Here is an 18824-nt window from a genome sequence, read left to right as displayed (position 1 = left end):
AAACCCTTCTTAACTTCTCATACAACATACTAAAACACTTAAAACTTATCTGATTTTCTAATAAAAGCCCCGCCAGTTTATAGCGGGGTTTTTCTGTCGGGTGGTGTCGGGTAACTTGTCGTTTTTTGTCGGGTGTCGGGTGTCGGATTTGTCGGATCGGGCGTCGTGTCCCTTGTCAGGTCGTTACCCGACAGCCTTTTTGCCTCTCCCTGTCGGGTTGTCGGGTAGTGTCGGGTAGCCGACAGAGGCACCCTATTTCAAATAGAAAATATCGCCCTCACACTGCAAAACATTTAGCTTGGCAAGTTCATCCATGTAGACACGAATCTCATCAGTCGAGACGCTTTTAAGTGCTGCTAATGATGCTCTAGAAACGTCACGTGGCTTTAATCTTTCACCTCGCTTTTGGAAATAATCCACGATCGCCTGCAAGTGAGGAGCGATCGCTTTTTGCTCCGGTTGTGGGACTACGGATGGCTGCGGCGCAACGTTGAATTCCAAGGCAAGTAAACTCTCTAGCTGCTGACGAGTTTGGGCGGGTGCCTCTACTTGCTTTGGCTGCTCAACTGGGCTAGCTGGGCTTGCCTGGCTGCCACTTAATTCAGGAATTCGATTGAGTATCCACTGCACGGGGTCAGGCTCTCCATAGCCATTGGTATCCGTCAGAATCCACGCTGGTAACGCCCATTTCTCTGGAGGATGCTTGGGGAACTGGATGGTGTAGGAGCCTGACGGATGCGGACGGCCACGCTTGTCAGGTCGAACCGCATGAGCAGTGATGAACACTCGCATGTTTTCCAGGGCATCCCTCACCCCTTCCAGCTTTAGCCCAGTCAAGGTGTCGTTCTGAGTAATGAAGCTGTAGCAGGCACGAGACTTGTTAGCTTTGGCGATCGCTGCCGTCATCAATGGGCCAAGCTCTAGTTCTAAAATCTGGGCTACTTGGAAGATTTCATCTAGGGTGAAAGCAGTCCCTTCCAGTTGCCCCTTCTTAGCTTCTGATGCCAGTTCCACAACGGTATCCAGGTAATCTCTATACTTCGCCTCACCAATGGCTAGCATGTCCCATTTAAGGGCTGGAAAGTCGTTATCAGTGCTGGCATAGGACACTTTAAAGCCCAGTGCTAATCGACAAGCATTCACTAAGTTAATGATGGTTGTCTTGCCACTTTGGGACTCGCCATAGCTCCAAAGGAACGGCTCATCAATCAAGCGAACAATGGGGAAACCATCACGCTCTAGAGCATCCATCACACGCTCGATGCGTTCCTCAAGAGTTCCTGTGCTTAGGTCTATTACTCCAATGTGGGTATCAGCCACGGGGCGATCGCCTGGGTCATCTGGTGTTTGAATCACTGTGGGCACCTCTGCTTGGAGCGTGGTATTAGCAGGGGTAGGTGGTTGCTCGCCATCGGCAGGTAGAAGCTCTGTGGCTGCTGGTGGTGGAACTTGCTCAGTGGTAGTGGTAGGCGTAGGTAAAGCAGGGGCATCTGATGCCGCGATCGCTTCCTCCAGGGTAGGCAGGGCGTGACGGATTGCCACTTGCCGCAGGGTGTAGCGATAGGCCGCGAAGCGCCGCTCCGCTGGGACTTGCTTGAGAAAGGGCACCAAGCGATCGCCTGCAAGGGCTAGGAGCTGATACTCCGTCGCCTGGGCCGGGGGTAAGCAGCTCGACACGTCATCTGTAGGATCGTCCGGTTGTACTTGGCGTGTGTCGGTGTACTCGCCCGCCGCCGCAAACAGCTCAAACACTCCTTTCCGCAGGCATGGGATGGGAAGCAGTTTCTTGGTTTTGCGATAGTCTTCAATCACCATCCAGCCGTAACCGCACAGGCCGAAGCCACCTAGGACAGCAATCAAAGGATTAGCGCTGAGAGCCAACCCAACTACACCAAGGGCGGCGCTGAGCAGTTTGCCCGATTCCACATCTAACCGGAACTCGTGCGCCTCCTGTTCCAGCTCAGCAATCCGGCTTTCAAATGCGTCTGCTATCTGACCTTGGGTTAATAGGGTACTGAAGTCTTCACTGTGAAAATTGTTCATGTTAGCCACCTATAGAAAAACCCCAGCAGATAGCACTGCCGGGGCCAAACAACTTTTCCGACTTACTCGACTACTTCAACTTTGGGAGCTGTTGCCTCGCGGCCCTTATCAAGTGCATCCAAGAACAGTGCGATCGCGCATTCCGCTCCAAAGATGCTGAGGGCAATCCAGGTTAGGTTGCGGAGCAGTTCTCCGATACCATCAGCACCAAATAAGGGGAAATTGCTAAAGCTAACAATGAAGTCGATTGCGTAGGCGAGGAGGCAAACAAACCCTTTTACTCGAAGTGATTTAGTGCCTGCCCGCTTGAGTTGCCGTCGCTTGAATTCGACCAAATCAACTGCGTCAGGGCGCTTGTCAGGAACGGTATAATCCCGAACCGACTCATACTCGCGCTGAGCCTGAGCTAGGCTGATGTCGCGCAGAGTGCTGGCCTGAATCGCCTGAATAATAGTGCTTAGAATTGACGCTACCCAGAACGTCGGGCTGAGCAGGGCGGAGAAGACAAGGAGCGGGTCAGCACCATCCTCGATAAAAGGTTTGACGATAAAGCTAGGGGCATTAGATACAGCGGCCTGCCAATATCCCTCGCAGGACAACCCGATAAAGTAGAGCACCGCAAGGCCGAACAGGATGGCACTACCGGGGGGCTGCGTTAACCACATGACGACCCGAATAGGCAGAGTGAGCAGCCACGCCAGCCAGTAAAAAATACGGTTAGCAACAGAGCCTAGATTTATCCCACTACCCCCTGCGCTACCCCCAGCGGGCCGAGAGGGACGGGAACGGCGATGACGAGAGTTGTAGCGATCGCGCATTCGTTCTGTAGTCATGGTTTTACCTCACAAGCTTGGTTATTGGTCTGGATGAATTGAAACTCCCCTCCCAGCGCGTAGCCAATACAGCGGCGGTATTGGTCGTAAATTATGGTTTTGCGGGTGGGGTCTGTAACGTGCTGCCAGTCCACGGCTGGGGGGATATCGGAGAGAACGTAATCTCGAATGATCAAGGACTCAACATTGGCGATTTGATTGCGCTCATAGGCTTTGGCGATCGCTTTAGCCTGTTCAGCTTTGGTTTGCTCTAAGTCGGCTTGTGATTCAAGCTGGGATTTCTGCTCCTGTGCCTTTTGCCAGGACTGCTGGCGTAACGCGGCATCAGTGGCACTAAAACTGGCAATGACCACAAGCCCACCTAAGCTGGCAAAGCTAACTATCTTTCCAGATGTAATTTGCATAGTTTCTAAGGCTTGACTGAGGCTGGCGATCGCGCACCACCAGCCATTGCACAACTAGCGGGACTGGCTCAGCTCAGGCAGTCCTAGAAGGTCACGGATTAGGAACAAATCTGGGTCATCCTCCAGCTCAAGCTCCCAATCCTCCGCCTGAGTATGGGGAATCGTGAAGGATGCTTGGCACGGGTAGCAATGCAAGATGAACTCAAACTCGTTAGAGCAATTCTCAGGGAAAGGCCCCCAGAACATCTCAGCAGCATCCCAAAACGGCTTCCACGGAAAGTCCAGTTCTGGGTCGGTTTGCGGTGCCCCCGCCTGGGGCTGGAAGTGAAGCGAGAGTTCTAGATAATCCTCAGTTCCGAGGGCAGTGCGAACGCCTAGCATCATCTCGAAATCGGGGTAAGCGGCCTTGGCCTGCTGGTGCCACTCTTGCAACTGCCGTTGTCCAAAAATGAGTAGAACTAGGTTTTCCTGAAGCTCGGCATCGGCAGAGTAAAACATCCATTGCAGAACCTCGAAACGTTGCTCTGGATGCAGTACCCCATCGTTCTCACGGACGAGACGGACATCTTCCAAATCGAGCACATCAGCATGGGTGCCAATCCGATAGAGGAGATCATCGCGATCGCGTTCTGTCTTGGCCTGGTTAAAGCGATTAACCCGTTCTTCGATATAGCTCCAAACCACCATGATTAGTGCCCTCCCTGATGTGCGTTGGCATGTCGCAACTGAGCAGTGAGAGCTTCTATCAGCCCTTCCGCTGCATCAGGATCAACCTCTTCCAAGATGGCGATCGCCTCCTCCAATTCTTCGCTAGGCTGAACTGGCGTTTCGTCAAGAACCGAACCCAGAAGTGCCCACTCTTCCTTGGTACCGAGCAAATAGGTGTAGGTAGATAGGAGTGCCCGGAAGCCCAACTTATCTTCGTGGGTGAGATTCTGAAGCTGGGGGCCAAACTGCTCTACAAGCTCTTGAACCTCAGTAGTTTGATTTATCTGGTCGATGTAAGCCAAAACTTCCATCGTTAGCGCCCTCCCCGTCGTGCGTTGCCATGACGTAATTGGGCTGTGAGGGCTTCGATTAAGCCTTCCGCCGCGTCGGGGGCAATCGTTTCTAGAATGTCGATTACCTCTTCTAGTTCTTCGCTAGGTTCATGCAGCGGAGTCTCGGTTACAACTGCGTCCAACGTCCACTCATCCTCCACATCTTTGAGGTAGAGATAGGTTGCTAGAAGCATCCGGAGGCCCAGTTTATCCTCGCGGGTTAACTCTTCTAGTTGAGAGCCGAAACACCGCGAAAGGTCATCAATCTCAGGGGTTTGAGCGTAATAAGTCGTAGGTTTTGTCATGATGAAATTAGTCCGTTTGTTCGGGTATGTGGACAGCGGATGGAGCCAGCCTTTGCCGTGGAAAGTTCAGGCTGGCTTTCGCTTTACAGTTCAATCGGTTCATCGAATCGAAAGTTATCGGGCACCGGGGCCGGGACAGGTTCCAGCAAGCCGGATGCACCGGGGTAAAAATCAGTCGGGCTGGGGTCGGGGTGACGTGCGGGGTCAAGCTCCCATGTGCCCAGTAGGTGCTTTGCATAACGGCTCACGATTAGGGCGATCGCGTGGGAGGGAGAACTGGCCTTGGTAATACCCTGGATTTGATCAACGATCGCCCTGGTATCTGTGTCTAAAACAATTCTGCTTGTCATTTCTCCCCCTATACACTCGCCATTCCTAACAACGAAATCAGTTGCGAGAAGTTGGAAATTTGAGGATGACGAGCAATCTTAAAACGCCCTTTGGTAGCTTCCTCCAGTGGTTCAGCCAAAGAAGCACTGCCACCAATGATGAGCACTTCACCAATCTCGCTTGTCCACTGATTCCAGCGGGTTTTTAGTTCTCCTCTGATGTCGCCTAGCCAATCTTCGCGGGCCTTGTTGAATGCTTCCTGAAAGCAGAAGCCGCTAGTCCCCAGCTCGAAATCACCCCGCTCAATGCCGTCCATAATCTGAGACAGGTCGGGACTGGTAGAGAGTTGAGAATTGATACGGGCTGCAATGCGGCGGGCCAGGTCGTAGGTGCCAGGTAAAACCGCGTCAGCTTCCCGGATAAGAGAACCACCTGCACTGTAGAGGCGGGCAATGCCAGTACCACCTCCCAAATCAAGAACTCCATTGGAGTTACGACGGCTGCGGAATAGTTCACGCTTCATCGCGTATCGGTAGGCCGCTTGCGTTTCGTCGATTGGCTTCACCTCATGCACAACTGCTGTGATGCGTTGCCCATTGCGAGTGAACTGGTGAGTACCCTCAATCTTTTTTAGCTCTGCTACATCAGCCTTGTTCCGGCTATTGGGGAGAGCAATCACCAGCCGCCCGATAGTGACAGCGGTGGAACCAGAGTTAGGTTCGATCGCAGCTAGTACTAACTTCTTAGCCAACTCGCACTTGTTGTCTTGAAACACTGGTGTGCCCTTCATGTCTCGCGCTACCGCGCCAAGGCAGAAATGCTCACCCCCAGTACTGATGACAACGCTGTTCTCATCGGGAGTTGCTTCCTCCCAGCTGGGGTCAATTTGTTTGATAAAGGCGGGGATAGTGCGGGGCTTATTAGCTGGATCGATCCATTGCAGGGTGCGGTTGCCTCCATCGAATACAACCACAGGACGGTTAAGTTCGATCGCCACTGTTTGTTCTTGAGATGTACGTGAGGTGGATGCTGCGAGGCTTGTAGTCATAGGGGAAGTTCTCCTAGTGAAATTAAGCTAAATCCTTGACTGGGATGGACTTGAAGCAGTTCAGACGTACAGACCAGAGGTTATTTAGCGTGTTCGCTCTGTATCCGTTGTTTGTACCTTTGATGGATATAAGCTAACATGGATTACATCAAATACATCAATTGCATCAAAAGACTTTCTTAGTGCAAACAGGGATAATTTTTGTAGGAGGGCTAAAATCTGTGCATTGCAAGCAATCGGCAGATGACATGAAGCGGACTACCGTATCGTTTGAGGATGACCAATACGAAATTCTTGAGAAGTGGGCGGATAAAGAGATCCGGACGGTTCCCAACTTAATCACAGCGATCGTGGTTAGCGTCCTAAGAGGTGAAACTCCTAAGCTGCCAGAGCTTGAGGACAATAAGAGTGAGGGCAAATAGGGAGCGCGATCGCTAATGGCAGAGCGACTAACTCTCTTGCAGTTAGAGGAGCGAATAAATAAGTTGCAAGCTGAAGTTCAAATGCTACGTGCTGAACAAGACTGGATGAAGCGCGTTTTCCAGGTTTACGGAATCAATGGGCCGTGGGTTTCCCCTCAGCAGGCCGCTGACTTATCCTGTATTAGCCGAGAGGGAGTAATGTGGCATGTTCGCAGAGCCGAGCGCTTCCGTGAACTAAAGCGAGATTGTGAATGCAAGTATGGCATCCACTACCGACAGATCCCAAAAACCAAAGATGACCAGCCACGCATTAACACTGCATGGCAGATTCATGTCATCGAGTTTGAGAAGCTATTGGCTGTTCCCCAGGACAACTTAAAGGCAGGTTAGCGATCGCCATGATTCAAGCCATCCCAAAAAAACTAAGCATCAAACCTGGGTACAGACCTCAAGCCCCAGACACCGACATTGAGGCTGATGTCGTTCAATTTCAGCTTTTGCGGCAACGCAGCAACGCTCAGCGATTGGCGATCGCTGTAGGACTCACCCGATGGGCAAAAGCAGCCTCTTTGCGGGGAATGCAAAAAGCCAATCAATCAACGTTTCGAGAGCGATTCGCCCAATCTGTTTTGGGAGATAAGTGGCTTCCTCATCTCACTCCCAGTAGTGATCCGTCAATGTGGACTCAAGACCCCAGCGAAATAGCCCGCCTCCTCCACCCCATTTTTGAGCGGCTTGCCATTCCTTACTACATCACGGGAGGGGTAGCGGCCAGTATGTACGGTGACCCGCGAACTACCCGCGACATGGATTTAGTCATTGAGGCACAGCGGAAAGATATTCCTCGGCTCACTGAAGCACTGGAGCAAGCAGGATTTTACTGTCCACCGGGAGCAGTGGAGGAGGTTGCGGCAGGGCAAGGGCAGACACTGAGCGTCACCCACATGGAACAACTGTTGAATGCCGATATTATGCTCAATGCTGATACCAACTTCGATCGCTCAAAGATGGTCCGCCGCCGCTTAGAGGCGATCGATGAAGCTGAGCTACTCCAGGTGTGGGTGATTGCACCTGAAGATTTAATCCTGGCAAAGTTGCTGTGGGGGCGTGGCAACCAATCCGAGAAGCAGTGGCGTGATGTCCTAGGGGTGCTAAAAGTGCAGATTGACACCCTGAACTATGCCTATCTTGCAGAATGGGCTGAGCAGCTAGGAATCTCAGAAATGCTTCAGCAAGCGCTAACTGAAGCTGGAATTTGAGGGCAAAGAAAATTGTTGGGTGAGGCGATCGCACATGACGCAACTAAGTCTTGTCTACCTACAAGAACAAGTAAGTGAACAAAAGCAGAATGCCGAAGGCTTGCGGAGGAACAAGCTTGGATGAAGCGTATCTTTCAGACTTACGGCATTAGTGGTCTATGGGTATCCCCACAACGAGCCGCCGATCTGCTGTGCATTAGCAGGGATGGTGTGATGTGGCATGTTCGTAGAGCTGAGCGGTTCCGCGAACTAGGGCTAGGGTGCGAGTGCAAGTATGGCACCCACTACCGCCAAGTACCAAAAACCAGGGGCGATCAACCCATCGATCGCCCTAATTGGCAAATTCATGTCGGAGAATTTGACAAACTTCTAGCCATCCCACAGGACGGCCTCAGACCAGGTTAGCGATCGCAACTAGGAGAAAAGTATGACAACAGACCAAAGACTTGATGATATTGATCGACGGCTCGAACGACTCACAACTATTTCTGAGCAAGTTGTAAATCGGTTCCAAGGCATTGATGCCAGAACTGAATCTATTTTCCTGGCCCTTGATCAACTGAGGCAGCGGCAAGAAGCCAGTCAAAGTCAGCTTGACCAATTAAGGCAACGTCAAGAAGCCAGTCAAAACCAACTTGATCAGATTAGGGATGAGCAGCACAACTTGTCAGGACTAGTTGATGCACTGATTCAAGCGATTGACAGGAATAGTGCAGAAGCTGCAACCGATCGCGCTTTTGTACGGGGCTTGCAAGTAGAAAATCATCGAATCTGGGAATATCTCCAAGAGCAGCGTCGTGGTGACGGGGGCTGAGCAATGGATAGCGAGCAGCGACTAATTCAAATCGAAACACAGCTATCGCTCCTTGCAGAAGCAACTGCTCGGATCGAATCTAAGTTAGAACAAGTCCTGACTGAACTAGCTCGGCCACCGCGAACAGATCGACGCTCTTGGTTCCCCATCAAAGAAGCTTATTGGCAATTAGGTTTTGAAAACCCAAACGCATTAACATATTGGCTTCGTCGTGGAAGGCGAGAAAATTGGCTCAAGCTCGGGTTTCACGTCAAGCCCAGATTCCCAGGGGCAGAGCGATCGCCCCTACTAGTGCATTTAGAGCGGTGCCAGGAGATAGCAACAACACAATGGTTGAAAGGGCGAACCAATAGTTAAAGATCTATTACTTCAGTTGACTTATGGGAGAGCAGTAGAGGTTTGAGCGCCGAGGAAAACGGTTGTGGACTTATATCAGCCAGAATTCTCCAACTTAGAAGGAGAGGTAAACACCATGTCTCACGGGAAAATAATTCACCTGACGAGCCCGTACCTGATTTACCCAAATCCATTATTGCTAGACACAGAAGCATGCCTACCGATTGTATTGACCGCTCTATTGGAAGAGGGAAAGCACCTAGATGTAAACAATGAAGGCAACTGCCCAATACTCCTAAAGTATCGAGATTATGTAGTAGGGGAGTTCTGGCGCAGTACGGTTAATAGCCAGTTCAACGCAATACCAAAACCAAATCGTACGTTGAAAAAGTCGGTCGAAGCAGAGACTAAGCTATGGCAAAAAATCTTACTTCTACTTGAACGACTAAAAACCTTTGGAGTAATAGATGCCCCAGCTCTAAAGTTCAAGCAAATTGTTGATGAACGGGCACTAACCCTATTCAACTTCTTTAATGATGGTGGCGACTTTGCCATGACTAGAATTCTCCAGTCATGGCAAAGTCAGAACAGACGACTTGAGGCATTGGACAATCCTTTTGGTTATGAGGGTAGTAGAGTGACTTCCTACGTACTGAATGAAGCCATTGCAATAGCCAACAAAAACGATGTATTTCGCACCCAGCAATACATGCCCGTTGTTAGAGCAAGAATGGCATTCGTAGCTCTATTGAAAAAAGAGCGGGCCAGACTTTTTGAAGGGGAAAAGATGAAACGCCAAGGTCGAAAAAAACAAATCTCTAAAACCCTTACCTAGAAAGGGTTTTAGGAGAAAAGTTGCTTTTAAGGCAGTGCAAGGAAATACAGATAAAGTAAGGCAATAGCACAATAACAATGACACAAATGAACTTCTTAACTGAAATAACCCGCCTTCAATCACCGTCGCTACTCAAAACTGTTGAGCGCATTGCACCAAGACGCGATCGACGTCGAAAGAAGCGAGAGGCTAGGCGGAAGCTAAAACCTTAGAGTGAGTCTGGTTCAAGGAGTGACAATTTGGCACATTTTCAAAATTTAGTTGAGTGTTCCTATAAATTAGAAGCGTACAGAGTGCACGAGCAAGTAGAGAGGTTGTGCCAGTACATGGAAAAAACAAAGCCCGTAGGATTTCGATTCAGAGTAACTGATCTACAAAAGCTAAAGGAGCAAGCTGAACAGCAAAAAATTAGCCGTAACGCCCTCGTACAAAAGCTCGTCCAAGAGCACCTTCGCAATTCAGAATCATCTGCAATTGCATAAAAAAAGGCTGGCTCTCTGCATTTTCGCCGCTCTATCAAAGCTGAATCGGGTGGTACCGATTCGCGAAAACTGGGACAACCAACCAGTAAGTATTTTCTTAATCTCAACGTTAGCACTCAACCCGTTCTAAAGGGTATGAGTCAGAGCAAGCGAAAAAGCAGAGGGCCGCCATGTACCCCAAATACATGACGACCCCACATGAAAAAATATTTTCCTGAGCCCATTGTGGCACAGGGTTCCGGCTCATTGCAACGTTTTGAGTCCCGTAAGTCCCTAGACAAGACTCAATTTCAAGCTGAACTCACTAAATTCTTCCAGAGCCTGCGATCGCATTTTCAAACAGCAGGAGGTGCAGCATGATAGCTCTAGCACCTCAGAAGGCGATCGCCACACTTCCAGCACTAGCCGAGTCAATGACGCTTCGTCCTTACCAAGCACGGGTTAAGGAAAAGGTTTACCAAACCAACGACAGCTTGATCAACCGAATTCTAGTAGTTGCCCCTACTGGCTCTGGCAAAACCATAATTTTTTGTTCATTGATTGCTGATGCCCTTACTAAAGGGCAACGAGTCCTAGTCGTTGTCCACCGCGACGTTCTCATCAAGCAAACCTTTGAGAAGTTACGGCGCTTTGGTATCGATTGCGGTTTTATTAAAGCTGGGTGGGAAGAGAACCGAGACGCACTAGTCCAAATCGCTAGCGTTCAGACGCTACCTCGTCGGCATTGGTGGAAAGAATTTAAGGCAGACATTATCATCCTTGACGAAGCGCATGTTACCGCTTGGGCTGCTGTCGTCGAGCGGATGATGGACCGCATCTACCCAAATTCAACTTACTTGGGCTTCACTGCCACCCCCTGGCGGCTGAGCAAAAAAGAGGGCATGGGCGATCGCTTTAATGCATTGGTAGCAGCACCAATGCCCCATCAGCTGATGGATAGCGGCTATCTAGTCAAACCGTCTTATTATGCTTTGCCCCAAGCTGACCTGAAGGGAGTCAGAACGCTAGCAGGTGAGTTTGCTGAGAGCGATTTAGCAGTAGCTTGCGATTGCCCTGAGCTAGTTAGACGAGCTGTTGAAGAGTGGCTCCGTCTAGCAGAGGGACGACAAACTCTTGCTTTTACGGTTAATATCTCCCATTCTCTGCACCTTTGTGAGGCATTCCAAATCGCTGGTATTCCAGCCGCTCACATTGATGGGACAACCCCTGTCACAGTTCGTAATCGTATTTACGAGATGCTGGCAGCTGGTGAAATTTTAGTCTTGACAAGCTGCGCTGCCCTTCAGGAGGGATTCGACGTTCCGTCCGTATCAGCAGTTTTACTTTGCCGTCCCACTAAGAGCAAGGCGCTCTACTTTCAGCAGATTGGGCGAGGACTAAGGATTAGTCCAGAAACCGGAAAAACTGACTGTATCGTTCTGGATCAAGCAGGTAACGTTCGGCAGTTTGGCTTTGTCGAGGATCTAAAGCAGGTCAGCCTTGAAGAAGGCCGAGACGTTAGTGGGGTTGCTCCTACAAAGGTTTGTCCCAAAGATGAACACGACCACCTAGGCCATGAAGGGTGTGGAGCCATCCTTTCTACCTTTGAAATGAAGTGCAGGCACTGTGGTTACCAATTCCCTATTAAAGAGAAACTAACTCCTATACAGGCCTTGGAGCGGCGGCTGAGCACTGAAGATAAGGAGCGCTTCAGTGTCTATCGGGCCCTGGCTAAAGAGGCTTACGAACGCAAAATTTCACCGGGCTATGCTGCCAAAAAGTTTAAAGACCAGTTTGGGCACTGGGCACCTGATGACTGGGGGCTAGGTGCAGTATTCGGAGATGGTCCAACCGCTGATAATATTCGTTCCTATTTACGCTTTGTACAAGGAGTAGCCCAGCGCAAAGGCAAGGATGTGGGATGGGTTAACCTCTGGATGAGGCGGGAGTTTGGTAAGGGCTGGCAGCAAGCGATCGCTACGGTTGGGGGTGCAGCATGAGAACCTCTACCTGCTCTCCAATCCCTTCCATTATTCAAGGCCAAACTTATCTCACTGGCCGTGAAGCGCTACTGCGCTTTTGGCAAGTAATGGGCTACGAGTCTGGGCGTGAAGTCCAGATATCGGTCAATCAAACAATTTATTACCAAGGCTTTGTCACCGCGGAAGGGCTAAGCCTTCGCGAGTACGTTTGCACCGGGGAAGATGGCAACGGCAAAAAACAGTGGGAAACCTCTGGTCAGTTTTGGCAGGATGGCTATGCCTACCTACTTCGCCGTGCGCATCAGGGAGATGAGGTCTTCTACAAGGCAAACTATCTTGTGGGGGGCATATCCAATAGGCATTTCGTTTCCTCAACAGACATCTTTGCTGAGGATGATGAGCGCAGCGAGCTTGAACAATGGGCTAACTTAGCTCAATGTGTATCAGCAACTGGAATTCAGCCTACTGCTGTAGTTCACAGTGGGGGAAAATCCCTTCATCTACACAACCGTCTGACTGCACCAGAACAAGCGGAACAGTGGCTGAGCTTAAACACTCAATATTGTGCATGGTTGGCTAGTGACTTCTCGGTGAACACTCTCCACCGTCACATGCGGCTACCTGGGTTTCCTAGACAACGTAAGGATGGGTCTTGGGGTGAGGTTGCCCTATTAGTCGCCAATGACGTCGCCACTTCTCCTGAGACTTTTAAGCAAGCCCTAAGCTCATCTTGGCCTTACCCTTATTCTTTCAGCGAGACCCGCTGGAAGAAATACAAAACCGCAACAGCTCTCGCCCGCAGTGGTAAGGACATCAGCCCCTTATCCATACCTGCTGATGCTTTCCAGCTGCCTGAAAACGTACTGTTTCCTACTCAGGAGACTCGCACCTACGCAGAGCAGCGATCGCACTCTGGCCTCGCATTCGAAAATCCTTGGGAAAAGCTTCTCAACGACGCACTAGCCCCTGCTCTAGAACGGCTTCCCCTTGAGCAAGTATTCAATGAGTACTCACATGATTTCAAGCAGATTGGTGGCGAACTCGTTGGCAAATCTCCTTGGTCAGCCACGAATAGTAGTGGAACTGCTTTTAAGGTCAATACTCGCTCTGGTGCATGGACTTGCCATGCTTCTCAGCAAGGTAGCCAGAGCGCCATCCAGTACTTGCAGCTCGTTTGGTATGGCAAGCAGGGGCGATCGCTGCATGGGCGAGAATTTATCGAGTTCTGCAAACGTTTAGCAGCGAAAGTTGGCATTGAGATTCCCGAGGAGTTAAGACAGCCACGTTGCACCTCGCACAGACTAAAACAGACAGAATACGACGCTTATACCCAAGCTCAACACGAGAAATGGAAATGCGAACGGGAAGCAGAGAAGGAACGTAAGGCGACCGCCTATCGTGAAAAGATTGACCGCATCCAGCGATCGCTCAATACACTTACTCGAAACCCAACTCTTGAGTTGAACCAGCGCTACTTAGGCGAGATTGAGTTACCTGAAGAAGGTTCGATCCTACTGCTGTCAGGCCCCTGTGGCTGTGGCAAAAGCGAAACATTTAAGAAACTAGCTCAACAGCACCGCAATCAGTACCCATACAGCAAAATGCTGGCAATTGGGGCTCGAAACTTGCTACTACTACAACTGGGTGAAAGGCTTGGAATCCAGCATATCTCCGCCTTTCAGCACAAAGGCTTCACAGACACGAGGGCATTTAATACTGCTAGCACCAAAGCCTTATGTTATGACAGCCTCCTCAAACTCGATCTCTCTGACTTGGGTGATCATCCTTTAGTGTTTCTAGACGAGATTGATGCTGGATTCCGCCACTTACTTCAAGGCGGAACTATTGACAGCAGTCATCTTGGGCACATTCTGCTGCATTTCCAGAAGCTGCTGAAAGAGGTAGTTGCTCGTGGCGGTTTCATTGTTGGAGGCGAGGCTGACTTAACGGACTTACCCATTGTTTTTCTCCAAGACATCGTGGGGAAGGAAGTGCCACTTCATCTGGTAGTGAATCGTTGGGTTCCAGATTCTGCTCGGGAAATCAGAGTTTTTGACTCTCCCTCAAAAACAACAGAAGAAATATGCTCTTTCCTCTCCCAGAAGCAACCCTTGATTGCAGTCTCCGATTCGCAAAAATACCTGGAGGAGTTGGAGAGCATAGTTCTGGGGAAGGAGCAGCGCGGTGAACTACCTCCCCAACGTATTGTTAGGGTGGACGGCAAAACCACAGAGCTTGAAGAAATCAAGGATTTCATGCGAAATCCTAATGCAGCGATCGCCGCGCTCAAGCCCACACTGCTACTACTCTCTCCCTCTGCCGAATCTGGGATTGACATCACCATTCCTTACTTCACCCAGCAGGGGTTTCACCTCGTCCACCTAGAAACGCGATCGCAAATACAGACAATCAACCGCTATCGGCTACCAATTCCATGTTTTGGCTATGTCAAGGAATTTTCAGTACCTGATGAGGGTGGGCGATCGCTCAACCCTGAGACGCTGCTCAAAGACTTAAACCAGAACAAAGAACAATTGAGCAGGCTCATAGACCTAGCTAAATCATTAACCGAGGCTGATACCGAGAACAATGGCTGGGTAGACAAATTAAAACAACTCCTAGACCCAAATTCTGAGTCACCTGACAAGCTATGGCTGAAGTACTGGGCACGGTTCCAAGCTCGAACAAATGGAGCCAGAGCACACATGCGCGAGCGGCTGCTGGCATACTGGCGCAGCACCGGGAATGTAGTAATTGAGGTTGATGCTGGAAAATCAAAACCTTATGCCAAACTGCGAAAAGAAGCACGAGAGGCGCTTGATTTATTAGAGGCCCAAAGATGGGCAGCAGCCGAGACAGCAGATATGACTGTTTCCCATGCACTCACAATTCTGGAGAGCAACAACAGCACTCTAGACGAGCGGCGAAAAGCTCAAAAACGGTTACTAGAAGATAAGTTGCCAGGGGTAGACCTAACCACTCACTTCTTACTCAAAGCAGTTATTCGCGACCAAGGTCAGTTTCTAAAGCAATCGGAACTGCTCTGGATGATTCAAAACCCAGAAGTTGCAAAACAAATTGATCGACGCTCATTCATCAACAAGATGGAAAGGGCCGTTTTTGTCTGGTTGCCCAAAGTGCGGCAAACCTCGCTAATTGCAGACCTGATGCATCGCTCTGGTTATCTCTCTCTGCTGAGTAACACTGAGTATCGAGAGTCAGACGAAAAAGTTCAGCTATTCAAAACTTGGGCGTTGTGGAATAGCAACGAAATCCGCCGCGTGTTGGGCCTCACAATCAATCGAGAGCATAGCGCTATCAAAATACTCAACAAGTTTCACAAGAAGCTTGGATACGAAGCGAAGGTGATTCGCAAAGAGGGAGGGCGAGGGCAGCAGGAACGCATTTGGCAATTAGTCAACTATCACGATAGCGATCGCGATGCCATTTTCACTGCGCTCACTCGCAAATATGGGGACTTGATGGCTCAGCAAGCCTCAGAACCGTATCATTCTGATACCGTAGTCACAACTTTTTCTAATGATCAACCACAAAAAGTTGTGACTACGCTGCCCTCAATAGAGATGGAACAGCTGTCATTAAAAGGGCCACCATTCAGTCCCGGTGACATCACAACCCGCGTTGGCTCTATAGGACAGTGGGTAATTCAAGCGATCGCGGGCCAAACCGCAAAAGTGAAGCAGTTGAAAGGTTGGGGCTTCGGAGAATTTCCACTCGATGAACTCACTTTGGTACAGGAGGCGATCGCATGAGCACCCCTGAATCAGAGCAGTTTGTGCCATTTCTATCGCCCCCAGAAATGGAATGCATAACGCACTTGTCCCTACAGTATGGAACCCCAGTTCCGCAACTCATTGAGCATCTGCATCGAAACAGGGTCGAGGCTCAACTGGTTTCAGCCCTTGAGGGCATAACTATTGAGGCATTCTACAACCGAGCGATCGCCCAGATACGCGCTCAACTAACGGAGTTTGAATAAACGATGGACTCATCAATAATCGAAGCACTCAGGCTTGATTGCCGTCGGTTAGTTTGGGCGATCGCGTTTCTGATGAGATTTATGTGCCAGATGTGCAACAAAAAGGCACTCGCACATCCGGTAGAAAACCCTCATCTTGCGGTGACTCAACCTATATCGTGGTGGGAGTTCCGCATTATTGGAAGAACGCTTCTAATGTCCATTTAGTATCCCTTTTAGTGAACTATGAACTCCAAAAAAAAGGCAGATCAAAAGCCGAAAGAACCTCTTACCCTGAATGAGAACCAACAAGCTGAAATGGGAAAAGACGCAAAAATAGCTTCCATCATTGATCCTGCGATTGGAGCAGCATTGATGCTCCCGTGGGTTTTCGAACGCAAGCCTAACGCTGACCTCATCGTCCCTCTGAAAAATCAAGTAGCTAACGTTGTCGCCACTGGTGACAGCAAAAGCATTGAGGAAATGCTTTATGCTCAGAGCTTGAGCCTTCAAGCATTGTTCAATCGGTGGATTTCAGTTGCAGCCCTTTGTACTGAAACTGAGTCAATCGATCGCATGGGGTCTTTGGCTCTAAGAGCGCAGGACCAGTGTCGCAAAACTCTACTTGCTCTGAGCGAGGTGCGTAACCCCAAGAAGCCTACCCAGTTCATCAAAAACTACGTGGATAAGCAGTTGAACCAACTGCGGGTAGATCAGGTTGAGCCGACTACAGTAGACCCTAACTTTTTGAAGGAAAGCCAGAATGCCCCGATGGACATCCGAAGCCAGGGCCAAGCAAGCAGAACTGATCAAGAACTGGACCCCCTGGAAAAAGAGCACAGGCCCCCGCACGGATGACGGTAAGGCGATCGCCTCTCAGAACTCTCTCAAAACTGGATGGCACACGGCTGAGATGCGCCAATCACGGCAGTTCCTAACCCGCTTAGAGAGAAGTCGGCGATCGCTGATTGAGCGGTGGCTGGAGCTATAAAAATCAAAAGTTTTCAGTTCCAGGTCAAAAACGAACTATTCAAAATCTATGCCCTCTTCCGAGCCAAGGCGACAACGAGGTGACCTAAAGCCTCGCTCAAATGTAATCAAAGCCACCTATAAGCGAGAGGTTAAGTCCTGGGAGGTGGATGATTTTGATGCTGAGTGTCAGCAGGCAGAGTCAGCGATCGCAGCATTACAAGAATTATTTGAGCGATCACCTGAGCTTGGCTCCATTACAGTGCAAAAGCGTTTTGGGCAAAAGCAGGAGCGGAAGTGTGCTAGCTTCTCCGTCACTCTTAAAAAACGTGAACAATTAGAATCGTCCACTTTTGCTTTGCTTGCTCAGCAACTTTGGCAAATGTCGCAAGGCATTGAGGGCCAAACGAACGTTGCAACCTTAAATCAGAATGCGATCTAAGGTCTAGTCGCACCTAGAACTAAACCTTTTACTCAGGGCTTAGAGAGGATTTTCAGCGATCGCACCTTGCATTCGAGTTCCTAGCTGAACTATTAGCTAATTGCCTTGTTAGTTAATCAAATAATTGCGTACGCAGTTACTCACTTGGTTAGCCATTCAGCTAGTAACTCACACACTAAATCACTGAACTCCTTAGGCTTGGTGCTACCTTGCTCGATCGCCTCATGCAACAGCTTTTGCTTCACTTGCAGGTGCATAGATGCGGGAATGTAGGCCGATACCTGCTTGTAATCACTGCTGCTGCGTTTGCCCTTAGCTCTCGCCCTTTTGGGTGAATTAGACTCTGTTTTTGGTTCAGCATCAATGCTAGACGCGATCGCGCTTGGTTGGGATTTCTCCGGTTGTGGCTCCGGTGCTATGTCAATTTCAGGCTCAGATATCCTAGTTTTGACGGCATCAAAAATGCCTTTCAGCTTGCCCGCTCTCTCATCCCTGCTCATGCCAGCACCTCACGTCCGATGGCTTCGTAGCAGCGCCAAGCAATTTTTGCCATTGAGTCCTTGACCTCATAAACAGGCACCCCGACTAAGGCAGCCCGCTGGAATGCCAGCAGTCGTCTAATTTCTGACTCGAAGACTGGGAGGCCAGCTTCAGTTAGAGTGGCTCGTGCCAGTTCTGCATCTTTGTTTGGCTTTGGGGGAGTCAGGGTAATTAGAATTTTGTACTGATCCGCCCCTAACTCTTTCATTGCCTCCACGGTTTGCGCTAACGCCTCCATTGCCAAGGCATCTGGGGAGGAGGGGATGATCATTAGGTCGCAGCCTTCGGCGATCGCTTTTAAGTCATCTGCCCCAGGTCTCGCGGCGGTATCGATAACGATATGGTCAAACTGCCGTGCAAACTTTGGTCCTTGCCGCTCATCTACCACTTTGAAAGGTAAACTTCCCCGCTGTGCCCACCCGATAGCAGAACGGTTGGCATCTCCGTCAATTAGTAAGGTAGGAGCTTTTTTCTGTAGGTAGCAAGCAAGGTGGATGGCTGTAGTCGTTTTGCCAACCCCACCTTTGTAGGCAACGATTGTGATTATCATTGAATTTAATTGCAAAGACTTAACTAGCCAGCCTGCCAGATTTTTGGTGAGCTGGCTACCTTTTTAGTTAAAAACTCAACTAACTAAACTCTTAGCCAATCAACCAGTCAAAACATTAACTATCTGCGTACGCAGTTATTCACAGCGAGTCAGGCAAGTCTGTGCAAAACTGTCGGAATAATACGTGCTTTTCCGACAGTTTTGCGCGGCTGTTGCCTCTCAAGTAAGTGAT

22 protein-coding genes are annotated in these 18824 nt (G+C 49.8%); 12 read left to right on the top strand and 10 right to left on the bottom strand.

Annotated features, from left to right (window positions below):
* Nucleotides 1-252: 252 nt before the first annotated feature.
* From KME12_23670 to KME12_23635, 8 genes are all read right to left on the bottom strand, one after another.
* Nucleotides 253-2043, bottom strand: coding sequence for a hypothetical protein (locus KME12_23670; protein ID MBW4490784.1), 1791 nt, complete (start codon nt 2041-2043; stop codon nt 253-255).
* A gap of 62 nt (nt 2044-2105) precedes the next feature.
* Nucleotides 2106-2876 carry a hypothetical protein gene (locus tag KME12_23665; protein ID MBW4490783.1) on the bottom strand — a complete coding sequence of 257 codons (771 nt, stop codon included), beginning with the start codon at nt 2874-2876 and terminating at the stop codon, nt 2106-2108.
* Nucleotides 2873-3280, bottom strand: coding sequence for a hypothetical protein (locus KME12_23660; protein MBW4490782.1), 408 nt, complete (start codon nt 3278-3280; stop codon nt 2873-2875). The genes KME12_23665 and KME12_23660 overlap by 4 nt, the downstream gene beginning before the upstream one ends.
* A 54-nt stretch (nt 3281-3334) precedes the next feature.
* Nucleotides 3335-3967 (bottom strand): hypothetical protein, encoded by a 633-nt coding sequence (locus KME12_23655; protein MBW4490781.1) that lies wholly within the window; start codon nt 3965-3967, stop codon nt 3335-3337.
* A 2-nt stretch (nt 3968-3969) separates the two neighbouring features.
* On the bottom strand, nt 3970-4299 hold the full coding sequence (locus KME12_23650) for a hypothetical protein (GenBank protein MBW4490780.1): 330 nt from the start codon (nt 4297-4299) through the stop codon (nt 3970-3972).
* Between the two features lie 2 nt (nt 4300-4301).
* Nucleotides 4302-4625 carry a hypothetical protein gene (locus KME12_23645; protein MBW4490779.1) on the bottom strand — a complete coding sequence of 108 codons (324 nt, stop codon included), beginning with the start codon at nt 4623-4625 and terminating at the stop codon, nt 4302-4304.
* A gap of 83 nt (nt 4626-4708) precedes the next feature.
* On the bottom strand, nt 4709-4975 hold the full coding sequence (locus tag KME12_23640) for a hypothetical protein (protein ID MBW4490778.1): 267 nt from the start codon (nt 4973-4975) through the stop codon (nt 4709-4711).
* Between the two features lie 8 nt (nt 4976-4983).
* On the bottom strand, nt 4984-6003 hold the full coding sequence (locus KME12_23635; protein ID MBW4490777.1) for a ParM/StbA family protein: 1020 nt from the start codon (nt 6001-6003) through the stop codon (nt 4984-4986).
* Nucleotides 6004-6224: 221 nt separating this feature from the next.
* Here KME12_23635 and KME12_23630 point away from each other — a divergent pair, with 221 nt between their 5' ends.
* The 12 genes from KME12_23630 (at nt 6225) to KME12_23575 (ending at nt 17502) form a co-directional block, all read left to right on the top strand.
* A complete protein-coding gene (locus KME12_23630; GenBank protein ID MBW4490776.1) occupies nt 6225-6425 on the top strand; it encodes a hypothetical protein in 201 nt (66 codons plus the stop codon).
* Nucleotides 6426-6440: 15 nt separating this feature from the next.
* Nucleotides 6441-6815, top strand: a complete 375-nt coding sequence (locus KME12_23625) for a hypothetical protein (GenBank protein MBW4490775.1) — start codon at nt 6441-6443, stop codon at nt 6813-6815.
* Nucleotides 6816-6823: 8 nt separating this feature from the next.
* Nucleotides 6824-7684 carry a nucleotidyltransferase family protein gene (locus KME12_23620; protein ID MBW4490774.1) on the top strand — a complete coding sequence of 287 codons (861 nt, stop codon included), beginning with the start codon at nt 6824-6826 and terminating at the stop codon, nt 7682-7684.
* A 120-nt stretch (nt 7685-7804) separates the two neighbouring features.
* Nucleotides 7805-8089, top strand: a complete 285-nt coding sequence (locus KME12_23615; GenBank protein ID MBW4490773.1) for a hypothetical protein — start codon at nt 7805-7807, stop codon at nt 8087-8089.
* Nucleotides 8090-8111: 22 nt separating this feature from the next.
* The gene (locus KME12_23610) at nt 8112-8498 is read left to right on the top strand and encodes a hypothetical protein (GenBank protein ID MBW4490772.1); all 387 of its coding nucleotides are present in this window, start codon (nt 8112-8114) and stop codon (nt 8496-8498) included.
* Nucleotides 8499-8970: 472 nt separating this feature from the next.
* Entirely contained in the window at nt 8971-9669 is a 699-nt protein-coding gene (locus tag KME12_23605; GenBank protein MBW4490771.1) for a hypothetical protein, read from the top strand.
* 838 nt (nt 9670-10507) lie between these two features.
* A complete protein-coding gene (locus tag KME12_23600) occupies nt 10508-12130 on the top strand; it encodes a DEAD/DEAH box helicase (GenBank protein ID MBW4490770.1) in 1623 nt (540 codons plus the stop codon).
* Nucleotides 12127-15885, top strand: a complete 3759-nt coding sequence (locus KME12_23595) for a hypothetical protein (GenBank protein MBW4490769.1) — start codon at nt 12127-12129, stop codon at nt 15883-15885. The genes KME12_23600 and KME12_23595 overlap by 4 nt, the downstream gene beginning before the upstream one ends.
* On the top strand, nt 15882-16112 hold the full coding sequence (locus KME12_23590) for a hypothetical protein (GenBank protein MBW4490768.1): 231 nt from the start codon (nt 15882-15884) through the stop codon (nt 16110-16112). The genes KME12_23595 and KME12_23590 overlap by 4 nt, the downstream gene beginning before the upstream one ends.
* A gap of 38 nt (nt 16113-16150) precedes the next feature.
* A complete protein-coding gene (locus tag KME12_23585) occupies nt 16151-16393 on the top strand; it encodes a hypothetical protein (protein ID MBW4490767.1) in 243 nt (80 codons plus the stop codon).
* A 461-nt stretch (nt 16394-16854) separates the two neighbouring features.
* Nucleotides 16855-17082, top strand: a complete 228-nt coding sequence (locus KME12_23580) for a hypothetical protein (protein ID MBW4490766.1) — start codon at nt 16855-16857, stop codon at nt 17080-17082.
* 48 nt (nt 17083-17130) lie between these two features.
* On the top strand, nt 17131-17502 hold the full coding sequence (locus tag KME12_23575; protein MBW4490765.1) for a hypothetical protein: 372 nt from the start codon (nt 17131-17133) through the stop codon (nt 17500-17502).
* Between the two features lie 140 nt (nt 17503-17642).
* Here KME12_23575 and KME12_23570 read toward each other — a convergent pair whose 3' ends face one another.
* Together KME12_23570 and KME12_23565 are read right to left on the bottom strand one after the other, a co-directional pair.
* Nucleotides 17643-18002, bottom strand: coding sequence for a hypothetical protein (locus KME12_23570; GenBank protein ID MBW4490764.1), 360 nt, complete (start codon nt 18000-18002; stop codon nt 17643-17645).
* The gene (locus KME12_23565; GenBank protein MBW4490763.1) at nt 17999-18592 is read right to left on the bottom strand and encodes a ParA family protein; all 594 of its coding nucleotides are present in this window, start codon (nt 18590-18592) and stop codon (nt 17999-18001) included. Before KME12_23565 ends, KME12_23570 begins: the two co-directional genes overlap by 4 nt.
* Nucleotides 18593-18824 lie beyond the last annotated feature (232 nt).

It is taken from the genome of Trichocoleus desertorum ATA4-8-CV12 (assembly GCA_019358975.1).
GTDB lineage: Bacteria > Cyanobacteriota > Cyanobacteriia > FACHB-46 > FACHB-46 > Trichocoleus > Trichocoleus desertorum_A.
This window is presented reverse-complemented; position numbering and strand designations above follow the sequence as displayed.